This window comes from Mobilicoccus pelagius NBRC 104925 (genome assembly GCF_000247995.1).
Lineage (GTDB): Bacteria > Actinomycetota > Actinomycetes > Actinomycetales > Dermatophilaceae > Mobilicoccus > Mobilicoccus pelagius.
The window spans coordinates 1-14,044 of the sequence record NZ_BAFE01000021.1; the positions used below are offsets into that span (position 1 = coordinate 1).

General features: G+C 72.4%; 12 protein-coding genes. All 12 read right to left on the reverse strand.

The window, feature by feature from the left end; all coding sequences use genetic code 11:
* Positions 1 to 463: 463 nt before the first annotated feature.
* Positions 464 to 1,723: a tyrosine--tRNA ligase gene (tyrS, locus tag MOPEL_RS03775; RefSeq protein WP_040632807.1), complete on the reverse strand. Its 1,260-nt coding sequence runs from the start codon at positions 1,721 to 1,723 to the stop codon at positions 464 to 466.
* Positions 1,724 to 1,728: 5 nt separating this feature from the next.
* Positions 1,729 to 2,451: a DNA-3-methyladenine glycosylase gene (locus MOPEL_RS03780; RefSeq protein WP_009481531.1), complete on the reverse strand. Its 723-nt coding sequence runs from the start codon at positions 2,449 to 2,451 to the stop codon at positions 1,729 to 1,731.
* Positions 2,444 to 3,883: an argininosuccinate lyase gene (gene argH / locus MOPEL_RS03785; RefSeq protein ID WP_009481532.1), complete on the reverse strand. Its 1,440-nt coding sequence runs from the start codon at positions 3,881 to 3,883 to the stop codon at positions 2,444 to 2,446. Before argH ends, MOPEL_RS03780 begins: the two co-directional genes overlap by 8 nt.
* On the reverse strand, positions 3,880 to 4,425 hold the full coding sequence (locus tag MOPEL_RS03790) for an arginine repressor (protein WP_009481533.1): 546 nt from the start codon (positions 4,423 to 4,425) through the stop codon (positions 3,880 to 3,882). Before MOPEL_RS03790 ends, argH begins: the two co-directional genes overlap by 4 nt.
* Positions 4,422 to 5,654: an acetylornithine transaminase gene (locus tag MOPEL_RS03795; protein WP_009481534.1), complete on the reverse strand. Its 1,233-nt coding sequence runs from the start codon at positions 5,652 to 5,654 to the stop codon at positions 4,422 to 4,424. Before MOPEL_RS03795 ends, MOPEL_RS03790 begins: the two co-directional genes overlap by 4 nt.
* Positions 5,651 to 6,694: an acetylglutamate kinase gene (gene argB, locus MOPEL_RS03800; RefSeq protein ID WP_009481535.1), complete on the reverse strand. Its 1,044-nt coding sequence runs from the start codon at positions 6,692 to 6,694 to the stop codon at positions 5,651 to 5,653. Before argB ends, MOPEL_RS03795 begins: the two co-directional genes overlap by 4 nt.
* Entirely contained in the window at positions 6,691 to 7,842 is a 1,152-nt protein-coding gene (argJ, locus tag MOPEL_RS03805; RefSeq protein WP_009481536.1) for a bifunctional glutamate N-acetyltransferase/amino-acid acetyltransferase ArgJ, read from the reverse strand. Before argJ ends, argB begins: the two co-directional genes overlap by 4 nt.
* On the reverse strand, positions 7,839 to 8,312 hold the full coding sequence (locus tag MOPEL_RS03810; RefSeq protein ID WP_245544709.1) for an ACT domain-containing protein: 474 nt from the start codon (positions 8,310 to 8,312) through the stop codon (positions 7,839 to 7,841). Before MOPEL_RS03810 ends, argJ begins: the two co-directional genes overlap by 4 nt.
* Before the next feature lie 2 nt (positions 8,313 to 8,314).
* Positions 8,315 to 9,355: an N-acetyl-gamma-glutamyl-phosphate reductase gene (gene argC / locus MOPEL_RS03815; protein ID WP_040632813.1), complete on the reverse strand. Its 1,041-nt coding sequence runs from the start codon at positions 9,353 to 9,355 to the stop codon at positions 8,315 to 8,317.
* Positions 9,356 to 9,462: 107 nt separating this feature from the next.
* Positions 9,463 to 10,287, reverse strand: a complete 825-nt coding sequence (locus MOPEL_RS03820; RefSeq protein ID WP_009481539.1) for an SDR family NAD(P)-dependent oxidoreductase — start codon at positions 10,285 to 10,287, stop codon at positions 9,463 to 9,465.
* Positions 10,287 to 12,920: a phenylalanine--tRNA ligase subunit beta gene (pheT, locus tag MOPEL_RS03825; RefSeq protein WP_009481540.1), complete on the reverse strand. Its 2,634-nt coding sequence runs from the start codon at positions 12,918 to 12,920 to the stop codon at positions 10,287 to 10,289. Before pheT ends, MOPEL_RS03820 begins: the two co-directional genes overlap by 1 nt.
* Positions 12,920 to 14,008 carry a phenylalanine--tRNA ligase subunit alpha gene (gene pheS / locus MOPEL_RS03830; protein ID WP_009481541.1) on the reverse strand — a complete coding sequence of 363 codons (1,089 nt, stop codon included), beginning with the start codon at positions 14,006 to 14,008 and terminating at the stop codon, positions 12,920 to 12,922. The genes pheT and pheS overlap by 1 nt, the downstream gene beginning before the upstream one ends.
* Positions 14,009 to 14,044 lie beyond the last annotated feature (36 nt).

Genomic DNA, 14,044 nt, shown 5'->3' on the forward strand with positions numbered 1-14,044 from the left:
CACACAACCAAGTTCTGATCCATGTCGGATCGTTGCCGTGGAAGGTGACTCTGTTCTATCATGTTCGATCTAGGAGCCCTGCCCCGTTCGGGGCGTTCTCTCTACGACTGGTTGTCTACTTTATCAGACCCTTTCGGGCCTTGCAACTCCCTGCCGAAGCTCGGTGGGGGATCGCTTTCGACTCCCTCCGGCGGGACCGGCCACTGTCCGCCTCGTTGAGGCTTTCGTGTCCGTTCCTCCCTGCCGGGTGAACGTTGAGAACTCTAGGACGACTTGGCGGTGAATGCCAAATCCGCAGGTCACCCCGTGCTTACCGCCGGGACACCTCGCGTCCGCTCGAGCGCTCCCGCCGACCTCTCCCGGCCTCTCCCCCACGAGACACGAGGAGCCCCCGACCACGCGTGGTCGGGGGCTCCTCGTGGATGTTCGGGAGGGGGACGTCGCAGGTCAGGGGTGCGATCGGTCAGGGCACCAGCTCGACGGCGGCCATCGACTTGCGCCCGCGCTTGAGGAGGGCGAGCCGGCCGTGGAGGAAGTCCTCCTCGCGCAACCGAGCATCCACGTCGTCCACCTTCGCGTTGTTGAGGGAGACTCCGCCCTCGCCGATCGTGCGCCGCGCAGCCTTGCGCGACTCGGCGAGACCTGTCGCCACGAGGGCGTCGACGAGCTCGTCCCCCGCACGAACCTCCGCACGCGGCAACTCCGCGCAGGCGTCGGCGAGGGTCCGGGCGTCGAGAGTCCCCGGGTCCGCCTTGCCGAAGAGGACGGCCGACGCCCGCTGCACCGCGGCCGTCGCCTCGGCACCGTGGACCAGCGTCGTCACGTCCTCGGCGAGGGTCCGCTGCGCGGCACGACGGAACGGTTCCTCCGCCACCTGCCGCTCGAGCTCGGCGATCTCCTCCTGCATGCGGTCGGTGAAGACCTTCAGGAGCATGACCACGGAAGCGTCCTCGACGTTGAGCCAGTACTGGTAGAACGCGTACGGACTCGTCATCTCCGGGTCGAGCCAGATGGCGTTGCCCGCGGACTTGCCGAACTTCTCCCCCGAGGAGTCGGTCAGCAGCGGGGTCGTGAAGCAGTGGGCCGACGCCCCCTCCATGCGGGCGATGAGGTCGACGCCCGAGGTGAGGTTGCCCCACTGATCCTGACCACCGGTCTGGAGCGTGCACCCGTACTCCCGGTAGAGGTGCAGGTAGTCCAACGCCTGGAGGATCTGGTAGCTGAACTCCGTGTAGCTGATGCCCTGCTCGGAGTTGAGCCGAGCCGCCACGGCGTCCTTCTTGACCATCTGATTGACCCGGAAGTACTTGCCGTAGTCGCGCAGGAAGTCGAGCGCGCTGATCGGCGCCGTCCAGTCGAGGTTGTTGACGAATGTCGGTGGGTTGTTCGTGTCGACGTCGAGGATCCGCCGCACCTGGGTGGCGATCCGCTCGACGTCCGCCGCCGTCTGCTCCTTCGTCTTGAGCGTGCGTTCGCTCGTGGGCCGCGGGTCACCGATGAGACCGGTGGACCCCCCGACGAGCCCGATGACCCGGTGCCCGGCGCGCTGCAGGTGACGCAGGACGATGAGCTGCACGAGATTGCCGAAGTGGAGGCTCGGCGCTGTGGGGTCGAAGCCGCAATACACGGTGAGTCTCCCCTCGAGCGCCTCCCGCAGGGCGGCCTCGTCGGTGGTCTGCGCCACCAGGCCGCGCCAACTCAGCTCGTCGAAGACGTTGCTCACCGTGTTCATCCCTTCGGTCGGTCCGCGGCGGTCGCACGCGGGGTTCCCGGGTCAAGCTTGCCAGGCGTCCTCCGACGCCGCGGCGCCGCCGCTCGGTAGGGGGACACGCTGGGATCGTCGAGGTGGAACCGCCACGGGTACTCGGGCCCACCGCCCGGGCCCGACACCCCGACACGCGGACCGGTGAGGACCTCACCCGGGGCGCCGGTGCCGTCCCCCCGGAGGAGAACGACCTCGGCCCCGGGCACGGTCGTGTCCAGACCGTCGTGACGCCGGTCGAGACCGAGGGTCACGGTGAGGCGGGCGGGGCCCCGCGCGAGATCCCGGTCCGCGGGGGCCGGACGCCCGTCGCGGGTACGCCGACGGCGGGCCTCCTCGATGCCCTCGACGACCTCGCCCGCACGCAGGAGCACGGCACTCGCCTCCCCGTCCGGTCCGCACACGACGTTGACGCAGTGGTGCATGCCGTACGAGAAGTAGACGTAGAGCCGCCCGGGCGGGCCGAACATCACCTCGGTGCGCGGCGTCGGCCCGCGGTACGCGTGCGACCCCGGATCACGCGGCCCCGCGTACGCCTCGACCTCGGTGAGGCGTACCGCGACGTCGCCGTGCCGCAGGACGCACCCGAGGAGGTCGGGGGCGACCTCGAGCACGGGCCGGTGGAAGAACTCCTCGCCGAGGACCTCCCCCGCGCTCACCCGGCGCGGGTCGGCCCGGCCCTCAGTCACGGACGGAGATGCGCCTGTCGGCCCAGCTGCGCTGCCACGCCGCCGTCTGCCGCACCTTGCCGAGCTGTTCGGCCACCCGGGACGGCGCGGTGCCGCCCTTACCGTCGCGCGAGGCGAGCGACCCGGGCACCGAGAGGACGTCCCGGACCCCCGGCCTGAGGTGGTCGGAGATGCCTGCGAGGTCCTTGTCGGAGAGGTCCCACAGCTCGATGCCGCGCTCCTCGCACACCCGCACGCAGCCGCCGGCGACCTCGTGCGCGACGCGGAACGGCACGCCCTGACGCACGAGCCATTCGGCGACGTCGGTGGCGAGCGAGAACCCCTGCGGGGCGAGCTCCTCGAGCCGGTCGCGGTGGAACGTGAGGGTCGCGATCATCCCGGAGAACGCAGGGAGGAGGACCTCGAGGGAGTCGATCGCGTCGAAGACGGGCTCCTTGTCCTCCTGCAGGTCGCGGTTGTAGGCAAGTGGGAGGGCCTTGAGCGTCGTCATGAGACCGGCCAGGTCGCCGACGAGGCGCCCCGCCTTGCCACGGGCGAGCTCGGCGACGTCGGGGTTCTTCTTCTGCGGCATGATGCTCGACCCGGTCGAGTACGCGTCCGCGAGGGTGACGAAGGCGAACTCCTTCGTCGCCCAGAGGATGACCTCCTCGGCGAGACGCGAGACGTCGACCGCGGCCATCGCCGCGACGAAGCAGAACTCGGCGACGAAGTCGCGGCTCGCGGTGCCGTCGATGGAGTTCTCCACCGCACCGTCGAAACCGAGGTCGGCGGCGACCGCCTCGGGGTCGAGACCGAGCGAGCTGCCCGCGAGCGCCCCCGAACCGTAGGGGGATACCGCGCACCGCTCGTCCCAGTCGCGGAAGCGCTCGACGTCGCGGAGCAGCGGCCACGCGTGGGCGAGGAGCTGGTGGGCGAGGAGCACCGGCTGGGCGTGCTGGAGGTGGGTACGTCCGGGCATCGCGACGCCCTCGTGGGCCTCGGCCTGCGCGACGAGCGCGTCGACGACGTCGAGGAGGAGCCCGGAGCAGATGCGCGCGTGGTCCCGCAGGTACATGCGGAAGAGGGTCGTGACCTGGTCGTTGCGCGACCGGCCCGCACGGAGACGGCCGCCGACGTCGGCACCGGCCCGCTCGACGAGCCCCCGCTCGAGGGCGGTGTGGACGTCCTCGTCGCTCTCGGCCGGGACGAACGCCCCGCTCTCGACGTCCGCGCCGAGGCTCCGCAGGCCGGCGAGCATCGCCTCGAGGGTCTCGTCGTCGAGGATGCCCGCTGCGTGCAGTACCCGGGCGTGCGCGCGCGACCCGGCGAGGTCGTAGGGCGCGAGACGCCAGTCGAAGTGGGTGCTCTTGGAGAGGGCGGCGAGGGCCTCGTCGGGGCCGCCGCTGAAGCGGCCGCCCCACAACGCCACGCCCTGGGGCTTCTGCTCGCTCACGAGCGGGTGTCCTTCCTGTCGGGCTTGTCTGTGTCCCCCGCGGCGAGCGCGAGGAGTCGTTCGGCGACCAGCGCGCCGCCGTCGGGGTCCGCGGCGACGACGAGCACGGTGTCGTCACCGGCGACGGTACCGATGATTCCGGTCTGCCGCTTCACCTCCGTCCGGTCGATGGCGCTGGCGAGATAGTTGGCCGCACCGGGCGGGGTGCGAAGCACGGCGAGGTTGGCCGAGGAGGTCGCGGCGACGAGGAGGTCCTCGCACAGCCGCCGCAGGCGGGCGTCCACCTCGGCCGGGTCGGCGGCCGGCCGCGGCGTGGGGTCGCCCCCCTCGGCGGGCACGGCGTAGACGAGGTTGCGTCCGACACGCACCTTGACGGCGCCGAGCTCGACGAGGTCGCGGGAGAGCGTCGCCTGCGTGACGTCGTAACCGTCGGCGGCGAGGAGTTCGGCGAGCTCCGGCTGCGATCGCACCGCCGTATGCCCGAGGATTTCGACGATGCGCTGCTGACGCGCGGCACGGGACTGGGCGACGACCATGCTCATCCCTCCCGTCGTGCGGCGGTGTCGAGCAGACGGGGCAGGTCGTCGACGAAGCGGCCGAGCTGCTCGGCGGTCACGACGAGGGGCGGGGCCAGGCGGATGGTGTCGGGGCGCGCGGCATTGACGACGTACCCCGCCTCGAGGGCGGCCGCGGCGACGTCGGCGGCGACGATCCCCTCGGCGAGGCCGAGCCCGAGGAGGAGACCCGCGCCACGAACCTCGGTGAGGCGATCGTCACCGAGCGCTTGCACGCGAGAACGGAACTCGCGTTCCATCTCCCCGGCGTGGTCGACGAGGCCGTCACGCTCGACGACGTCGAGGACCGTGAGGCCGGCACGGCACGCGAGGGGGTTGCCACCGAACGTGGTGCCGTGATCGCCCTTGCGGAGGAGGCCGGTGACCTGCGACCCGAACGTGACGAGGGCGCCGATGGGCACGCCCCCCGCGAGTCCCTTCGCGAGGGTGATCGCGTCGGGCACGATCCCCGCCCGCTGGAACGCGAACCACGCCCCCGTGCGGCCGATACCCGTCTGGATCTCGTCGAGGACGAGAAGCACCCCTGCGGCGGAGGTGAGGTCGCGGGCACGCCGCAGATACTCGACGTCCGCGGGCACGACGCCGCTCTCGCCCTGGATCGGTTCGAGCACGAGCGCCGAGACCGACTCCCCCGCCGTACCCGAGAGGGCGCGTTCGAGCGCGTCGACGTCTCCGAAGGGCACCCGGCCCACGCCCGGGAGGAGAGGCTCGAACGGTTCCCGATAGGCGGCACGCGCGGTGAGCGCGAGCGCCCCCGTGCTGCGGCCGTGGAAGGCCCCCTCGGCCGCGAGGATGCGCGGGCGGCCGGTGCGACGGGCGAGCTTGACGGCCGCTTCGATCGACTCCGTGCCGGAGTTCGTGAAGAAGACGGCGGACCCCTCGGGAGCGCCCGCAACGTCGAGGAGCCGCTCGGCAAGCGCGATCTGCGGCACCGTCGTGAAGAAGTTCGAGACGTGGACGAACTCGCCCACCTGCTCGCGCAGGGCCGCGACGAGGTCGGGATGGGCGTGGCCGAGGGCGTTCACCGCGATGCCGGCGAGGAGATCGAGGTAGCGGTTGCCGTCCGCATCCCACACCTCGCATCCCTCGCCGCGGACGAGGACGCGGCCGGGGCGACCGAACACGCCGAGGAGCGCGTGGTCGTAACGGCCGAGGAGTTCCTCCTGCGTGCCGGTGGGCGGGGTCGAACGCGTCATGAGAGTCCTTCCAGGTGTGACGGTGCCCCCGTGTCGTCGGCGTCGTCCGTGCGCTCCGGCAGGATCATCGTGCCGATGCCCTCCTCGGTGAAGACCTCGAGGAGGAGCGAGTGCGGGGTGCGTCCGTCGACGACGTGGGCCTGCGGCACGCCGCCGCGCACGGCCCGGATACACGCCTCGAGCTTGGGCACCATGCCCGAGTCGACGCGGGTGAGGAGGTCCTCGGCGTCCTCGACGTGGAGCTCGGAGAGGAGCGACTCGGGGTCCGGCCAGTCGGCGTAGATGCCGGGGACGTCGGTGAGGACCACGATCTTGCGTGCCCGCAACGCGACCGCGAGCGCCGCGGCGGCCGTGTCGGCGTTGACGTTGAGCACCTGGCCCGGGTTCTCGAGATCGGGGGCAATGGTCGAGACGACGGGGATGCGACCGGCCTCGAGGATGTCGAACACCGCCGACGGGGAGACCGTGACGACGTCGCCGACGAGACCGACGTCGACGGGGCGTCCGTCCACGGTCGCCGGGCGACGTCGTGCCCCGAAGAGCTGGGCGTCCTCGCCGGACAGCCCGACGGCGATGGGGCCGTGCTGGTTGAGCAGACCGACGACCTGCCGTCCGACCTGGCCGACGAGGACCATGCGGACGACTTCCATGACCTCCGGCGTCGTCACGCGCAGGCCGCCGGCGAACTCGCTCGTCATACCGAGCCGTTCGAGCATCGCCGCGATCTGCGGGCCGCCGCCGTGGACGACGACCGGGCGCAGACCGGCATACCGGAGGAAGGCGATGTCCTCGGCGAACGACTGCGTGAGGGACTCGTCGACCATCGCGTTGCCGCCGTACTTGACGACGACGAGCGACCCCTTGAACCGCTCGAGCCACGGCAGGGCCTCGACGAGCGTGCGGGCCTTGGCCGTCGCGCTCGCGAGCCCCGCGCGGTCACGCAGGTGGCGGAGGTGACGCCGCGCCGCGACCGGGTCGGTGTGGCCGACCGCGTCGGCCGGGAGGGTGTCGGGGGTGGTGGGGGGTTCGTTCGTCGTCATGTGCTGTAGGCCGAGTTCTCGTGGACGTAGTCGTGAGTGAGGTCGTTGGTCCAGACGGTGCCGCTCGCGTCGCCCGCGTGGAGGTCGACGACGACGTGGACGTGACGGCCGGAGAGGTCGACGCGGGAGCGGTCCTCCCCCACGCCCGTCGCCCGGCACACCTGGACCCCGTTGATCGTCACGTCGAGCGCGCGGGGGTCGAACTCCGCGGACGTGGTGCCGACCGCGGAGACGATGCGGCCCCAGTTGGGGTCGCCGCCGAAGATCGCGCACTTGAACAGCGCGCTGCGGGAGATCGTGCGGGCGACGTCGACGGCGTCGTCCTCGGAGGCGGCACCGACGACCTCGACCTCGACGTCGTGCTGCGCGCCCTCCGCGTCACCGACGAGCTGTCGGGCGAGGTCGGCGGAGACCTCGTGGACGAGCAGGGTGAGGTCCTCGCGAGAGGCCCGCACACCGGACGCGCCCGAGGCGAGGAGGACGACGGTGTCGTTCGTCGACATGCACGCGTCGGAGTCGACACGGTCGAACGTGAGCCGGCAGGCCTCGCGCAGGGCCGCGTCGAGGTCCGCGGGCGTCGTCACCGCGTCGGTCGTGAGGACGACGAGCATCGTCGCGAGCGCCGGCGCGAGCATGCCCGCCCCCTTGGCCATCCCGCCGACGCTCCACCCCTCACCGTGCCTCACGGCCTCCTTGGGGTGCGTGTCGGTCGTCATGATCGACTCGGCAGCCGCCGCTCCCCCGTCGGCAGCGAGTGCCGACGCGGCCGCGTCGGTGCCCGCGAGGAGCCGCTCCATCGGCAGACGTTCGCCGATCATGCCCGTCGAGCACACGACGACGTCGCCCGACGACACCCCTAGCACCTCGGCGACGTGCTCCGCCGTGCGGTGAGTGTCCTCGAACCCCTCCGGCCCGGTGCAGGCGTTCGCGCAGCCCGAGTTGAGGACGACGACGTCGGCCCGGCCGTCGGAGACGACCTGCCGACTCCACGTGACGGGGGCGGCCTCGACCCGGTTCGTCGTGAACACGGCGGCGGCGTGACGATCCGGCCCGTCGTTGACGACGAGCGCGACGTCGGGACGCCCCGACGGCTTGAGACCCGCGGTCGTCCCCGCGGCCCGGAACCCCGCAGGCGTGGTGACGCTCATGCCCGGCCTCCCTCGGTCGTGGCGGCGGATCCGTCCGCCCCGTCGGTCGCGTCGGTCGTCACGACGTATCCCTGGTAGCGCCAGACGTTGACGGCCTGGTCGACGTGGTCGGTGGGCACGAGGATCCAGTCGGTGCGATAGGTCGACACCGTCGTCACGGCGATCTGCGCCGCGGCGAGCGGGGAGAGGATGCCGTGGAGGACGCCGGTGAGGAGGAAGTCGACGTGTCCCTCGACCTCGAAGGCACGCCACGGGCCGAACCGGTCGACGTCGTGCGGGACGACGTCGGCGGGTGCGAGCACGGAGGTCTCCCCCTCGTTCCACGCGACGGTGGACAGGGGGCGGGCCCCCTTGGCCCAGTCGGGCACGTCGCTGCCCGCGGCGAGACGGGCGAAGACGAGGTCGGCGTGGTGGAGGCGGAGCGCCCACCCCGGCCGCCCGGCCGCGGTGGGGATCCGATCGTGGGTCATCGTCACGGGGCGACTCCTGTCGTGGGCAGCCCGCACGTCTCCGGCAGGCCGAGGGCGAGGTTGGCGCACTGCACGGCGGCGCCGGCGGTGCCCTTGGTGAGGTTGTCGATCGCCGCGGTGACGACGACCCGGCCTGTCGCCTCGTCGACGGCGAGCTGGAGGTGGGCGATGTTGGCGCCGAGGACCGCCCCCGTCGTGGGCCAACGACCCTCGGGCAGGAGACGGACGAACTCCTCGCCGGAGTACGCCCGTTCCCACGCCTCGCGTGCACGCTCGGGCGTCGTGCCGGGCCGCAGGCGCGCGGTGCACGTCGCGAGGATCCCCCGCGGCATCGGCGCGAGGGTCGGCGTGAACGAGAGCGTCACCGGTGCCCCCGCCGCGGCCGAGAGGTTCTGGACGATCTCGGGGACGTGGCGGTGGACGCCACCGACGCCGTAGGGGCTCATCGACCCCATGACCTCGGCGCCGAGGAGGTGTGGCTTGGCCGACTTGCCGGCGCCCGACGTGCCGCTCGCGGCGACGACGACGACGTCCTCCGGCTCGAGCAGGTCGGCCGCGAATCCCGGTGCGAGCGCGAGGGAGACGGCCGTCGGGTAGCACCCGGGGACGGCGATACGCCGGGTGCCGCGGAGGTCGTCGCGCGCCTTACCGCCGCGGCGGGGCAGCTCTGGCAGCCCGTAGGGCCAGCTGCCGGCGTACGGGGTGTCGTAGAACCGCACCCACGCGTGTCCGTCGGTGAGCCGGAAGTCGGCGCCGCAGTCGATGACGACGACCGAGTCGGGCAGCTCCGCCGCGACCTGCGCGGACGCCCCGTGCGGGAGGGCGAGGAAGACGACGTCGTGGTCGGCGAGGACGGCGGGGTCGGTCGCGCTCAGCTCGCGGTCGACGAGTGATCCGAGATGGGGGTGATGCTCCCCGAGCAGGGTGCCGGCGTTGCCCGCCGCGCACACCTCGCCGACCTCGAACTCCGGATGGGCGAGGAGGAGCCGGAGGATCTCCCCGCCGGCGTACCCGCTCGCCCCTGCCACTGCCGCCCGCCTCATGTGCATGACTATACATAGATGCGTTGATTCATGCATGAACGGGCACCGGAACCCGGCGGCGACGGCCGCGCGGGTCCCGGTGCTCGGAACGCTGAGGTGGAGAAAGGTCAGGCGAGGGGGTCGTCGTCCCCCCACGGAACGAGGAGGACCTGACGGGACCGCTCGGAGAGCCGGTCCTCCGCCGCCCGGAGGGACGTCGGCGTGTCCGTCCCGGCGCGGACCATCCGGCCCGACCAGGCGTCGAACTCCCCCGAGGCGAGCGCGAGGGCGAGCTCGGACACCTCGTGCGGCTCGGTCCACGCGGTGCGTCCCACGTGGGAACCCATGCCCGCGGTCATGTCGGTGCGGACGACACCCGGCGCGAGGTCGAACGCGCGCAGACCGCGCTCGTACCCGGCGAGGTGGAGACCGCCGGTGATGCGCCCGAGCGCCGACTTCGCGACGTAGTAGGCCGTCGACACGTCGTTGCTGCGCGTGCCCGAACCGGAGTTGAGGTTGACGACGCGGCCGCCGCCCGCCTCGAGCATGTGGGGCACGACGGCGTGGGCGACGAGGAACGGGCCACGCACGTCGACCTCGACGGTGCGCCACCACTCCTCCGGGTCCGCCTCCCAGAGGGGGACCTCGGCGTCGATGACACCGGCGTTGTTGACGAGGACGTCGATGCGGCCACGACGGGCGAGGACGCCGTCGACGTACTCGCGCACGGCGGCCCCGTCGGTGACGTCGACCGCGACGACCTCCACGCCGTCCTCACCGGATCGTCCACGGCGCGAACACCGTTCGACGACGTACCCCGCTGCGGCGAACGCGTCGGCGAGGTGGGCGCCGATGCCACGGGAGGCACCCGTGACGACGACGACGGGAGCCTGCCCGTCCGCGCCGTCCGTGCTGCCCGTGCCGGCCGCGCCGGTCGGGTTCGTGTCGCCCATCAGCGCGGCCCTCGGATCTCGGCGCCGGTGGCACGACGGGCGGAGGCGACGGCGTCGTCACGCATGGCGCTCACCTGCCCCGTCTTGAGCGTGCGGTCGGCGGCGCGGAACGTGAGGCGGTACGCCAGCGACTTCTTGCCCTCGGGGAGCTGGTCCCCCTCGTAGACGTCGAAGAGCGTGAGGCTCTCGAGCGTTTCGCCCGCGCCCTCGCGGAGCGCGCGGGCGACGTCCCCGGCCGGCACGTCCGTGTCGACGACGAGAGCGACGTCGGTGCGCGCGACCGGGTACGTCGAGAGGTGGTGGCCCTGGACGGGCGCGCCGCCGGTGACCGCGAGCACGGCGTCGAGGTCGAGCTCGAGCGCGCACGTGCGGGCGGGCACCTCGACCGCGGCGCACACCTTGGGGTGCAGCTCGCCGGCGTGACCGACGACCTCCCCCGGTGTGCCGTCGCGACCGATCGCGCGGATCGCCGCGCACCGGCCCGGGTGCCACGGCGCGTACCTCGCGGCCTCGGGGCGGAGTTCGACGCCGAGGACGCGGCCGAGTTCGATCGCGAGACCGATCGCATCGGCGGCCTCGACGACGCGACCCTCACCCCACGGCCCCAGGGGCACGGACTGCCCGGCGAGGACGGCGGCGAGATGCCGCGGCTGTTCCGGAACGGCCGCGTCGATCTCCTCGAGGACCTCGACGGAGGGACGCTCCCCGACAGGCGGGACCGGCGCGGCGGCGCCCTCGGCGCGCGGGTGGAAGACGAGCCCGCACTCGAAGAGGGAGACGTCACCCGCGCCACGGCCGACGTTGACGCGGAGCATCGGCAGGAGCGAGTCGAGGAGACTCGTCCGCATGAGCGGCGCCTCGTCGGAGAGCGGGTTGGCGATGCGGACCGCGCGGCGGCGTGCGTCGTCGGCCTGGTAGCCGAACCGGTCGAAGGTCGCCTCCCCGACGAACGGGTAGGAGAGCACCTCGGTGAGACCGAGTCCGGCGAGCGCGGTGCCGACGAGGCGGGTACTCCGCTGTCGCGCGGTGAGACCGCGACCGGAGGGCGCGGAGGGCAGGACTGCGGGGATGCGGTCGTAGCCGCGGAGACGAGCGATCTCCTCGACGAGGTCCGGTCCCGTCGCGAGGTCGGGGCGCCACGACGGCGGGGCGACCTCGACCGGGCGGAACGAGTCGGCGTCGGCCTCGCCCGCGTCGGCCACCTCGCAGCCGATGGCGCGGAGCGCCGCGACGACGGCCTCGTGGTCGAGACCCGCGGGAACGGGCGTGCCGGGGACGGAGGAGCCGGGCTCGACGAGACGCCACGCCTCGCGGGTGTGGAACGCGATGGGCGCCACGGGGGTCGTCTCGTCGACGTCGGTGACGCCCGCGTCGGCGATGCCTCCACCGAGCTCGACGAGGAGGTCGACGGCGAGCTGGGCGACGGCCGGCGCGAGCCGGGGGTCGACGCCCCGCTCGAAGCGGCGGCTCGCCTCCGTGGAGAACTTGTGGCGCCGTGAGCTGCGGGCCACGGTGACGGGGTCGAAGTGCGCGGCCTCGACGAGGATCGCAGAGGTGGACCCGCTCACCTCGGAGGTCTCCCCTCCCATCACGCCGGCGATGGCGAGCGGGGTCTCCCCGCCGTCGGTGATGAGGAGGTCCTCCGTGTCGAGGGTGCGCTCGACGTCGTCGAGGGTGCGCAGCGTCTCACCCGCATGCGCCCGACGCACCTCGATCGAGCCCGAGAGGGTGTCGAGGTCGAAGGCGTGGAGCGGCTGCCCGGTGAGGAGCATGAGGTAGTTCGTCACGTCGACGGTGAGCGAGATCGGCCGCATGCCCGAACGGGTGAGGCGGTCGGCCATCCACGCCGGCGTCGGCGCGGCCGGATCGACGCCGCGGACGATGCGGGCGACGTACCGGTCGCAGCCCTGACGCCCGTGGATCGGGGCGTCGTCGACGAGACGCACCGGGTATCCGGTGTCGTTCGCGGCGGGCGTCTCGACCGCTGCCGGGTCGCGGAACGAGTCGAGGCCCCGCGAGAGGGCGTACTCGCGGGCGATGCCGCGCATCGAGAAGCAGTAGCCGCGGTCGGGGGTGACGTTGACCTCGACCGTCTCGGCGTCGAGCCCGAGGAGCGGGATCGCGTCGTCGCCGGGCTTCAGCGAGGCGAGCACCTCGGGCCGGTCGGCGAACATCTCCTCGAGGACGATGATCCCGTCGTGGTCCTGCCCGAGCCCGAGCTCGAGCGAGGAACAGATCATCCCGTTGCTCATGTGTCCGTACGTCTTGCGCGCGGAGATCGCGAAGTCGCCCGGCAGCACGCCGCCGGGCAGAATGCACACGACGTGGTCACCGGCGGAGAAGTTGTGCGCGCCGCACACGATCTCCTGAGTCACCGATGGGTCGCCCCCGGCCGCCGCACGCTGACCGTGGTCGCCCACGTCGACGTGGCAGAAGTGGATCGTCTTGCCGTTCTTCTGGGGCTCGTCGGTGACGTCGAGGACCTTGCCCACCACGAGCGGCCCGGTGATCTCGCCACCGACGATCGACTCCTCCTCGAGGCCGACGCGCACGAGGTCGGCCGCCACCTCCTCACCGCTCGGGGTCTGCAGCAGGCCCACGAGCTCGCAGAGCCATTCCACGGGTGCCAGCATCAGATCTCCATTCCGAACTGCGCGGAGAACCGCGCGTCGCCCTCGACGATGTCGTGCATGTCGGTGAGCCCGTGGCGCAGCATCACGGCGCGCTCGATGCCCGTGCCGAACGCGAAGCCCGTGACCTCCGGGTCGGTGATCCCCGCCGCGGCGAGGACGTTGCGGTTGACCATCCCGCAGCCGAGGAGCTCGATCCAACCGGGCCCGCCCTTCTTCTGCGGGAACCACACGTCCATCTCGGCGCTCGGCTCGGTGAACGGGAAGTAGTGGGGCCGCATGCGGGTGCGGACGTCCGGCCCGAAGAGGGCGCGGACGAAGTGGTCGAGGGTGCCCTGCAGGTGCGCCATCGTGAGGCCACGGTCGACGGCGAGTCCCTCGACCTGGTGGAAGACCGGGGTGTGCGTCGCGTCGAGCTCGTCGGTGCGGTAGACCCGCCCGGGCGCCGCGACGTAGAGCGGCAGCTCCCGCTTCAGCAGCGACGTGTCGCGCTGGAGGAGCGTACGGGCCTGCACCGGCGAGGTGTGGGTGCGCAGCACGAGACCCGACGACGGCGGGTCGACGAAGAACGTGTCCTGCATCTCGCGCGCCGGGTGGTCGGGCGCGAAGTTGAGGGCGTCGAAGTTGAACCACTCCGCCTCGACCTCGGGCCCCTCGGCGATCTCCCATCCCATGCCGACGAAGATGTCGGAGATGCGCTCGCTCATGAGGCTGAGGGGGTGACGCGCACCGACGCGCCGGAACGGCGTCGTCACGGTGACGTCGACGACCTCCTCCCGGAGCATCGCCTCGTCGCGCTCGGCCTCGAGGACGGCCTGCCGCTCCTTGAGGGCCGCGCCGACGCGCCCGCGGGCGGCGCCGACGCGCTTGCCGGCCTCGGCCTTCGCGCTCGGCGGCAACGCACCGATCTCGCGGTTGGCGAGGGCGAGGGGGCTCTTCTCCCCGGCGTGGGCGAGGCGGGCGGCCTTGAGCTGCTCGAGGTCGGCCGCGGCGGCGATGGCCTCGAGCGCGGCGGCGACGTCGGCCTCGATCTGCGCGGGGTCGAGGGCGCTGACCTCGACGGGATCGTATGACGTGTTGGGTCCAGACACGCCCCCGATCTTAAGTGAGCGGCCCCGGGCGACGAA